The sequence below is a fragment of the Pseudoalteromonas sp. S3776 genome (assembly GCF_005886915.1).
Lineage (GTDB): Bacteria > Pseudomonadota > Gammaproteobacteria > Enterobacterales > Alteromonadaceae > Pseudoalteromonas.
Genome location: NZ_PNCU01000159.1, coordinates 1 through 428 on the forward strand (window position 1 = coordinate 1; position 428 = coordinate 428).

Sequence of the window (428 nt, forward strand, 5' to 3'; positions counted from 1 at the left end):
AACTCAAGAAAATTTGTCCGGAATTAGATTCTATTAATATTGGCGGCGGTTTCCCCATCAAACATTCACTTGGTTTTGAATATGATTATCAATTCATGATCAATGAAATTGTAGGTAATATTAAAAAAGCTTGTAAAAAAGCGAAAGTGCCCATGCCGAATATTTATACCGAATTTGGCAGCTATACAGTGGGGGAGAGCATGGCCCATATTTACAGTGTAATAGGACAAAAAATTCAGAATGATCGTGAGTGTTGGTATATGATCGATTCCTCCTTTTTTACCACGTTGCCGGATACCTGGGGGATCGGAGAAAAATTTTTGATGCTTCCCGTCAATAAATGGGATAACGAATACCATCGGGTTGTGCTGGGTGGTATAACTTGTGATAGCCATGATTATTACGATTCCGAGGAACATATTAATGAA

At 37.9% G+C, this 428-nt stretch carries 1 protein-coding gene; it reads left to right on the top strand.

Annotated elements, in window-relative coordinates:
• A partial coding sequence (locus CWC16_RS19495) for a type III PLP-dependent enzyme domain-containing protein (protein ID WP_212747459.1) occupies positions 1-428 on the top strand: 428 nt, incomplete at both ends.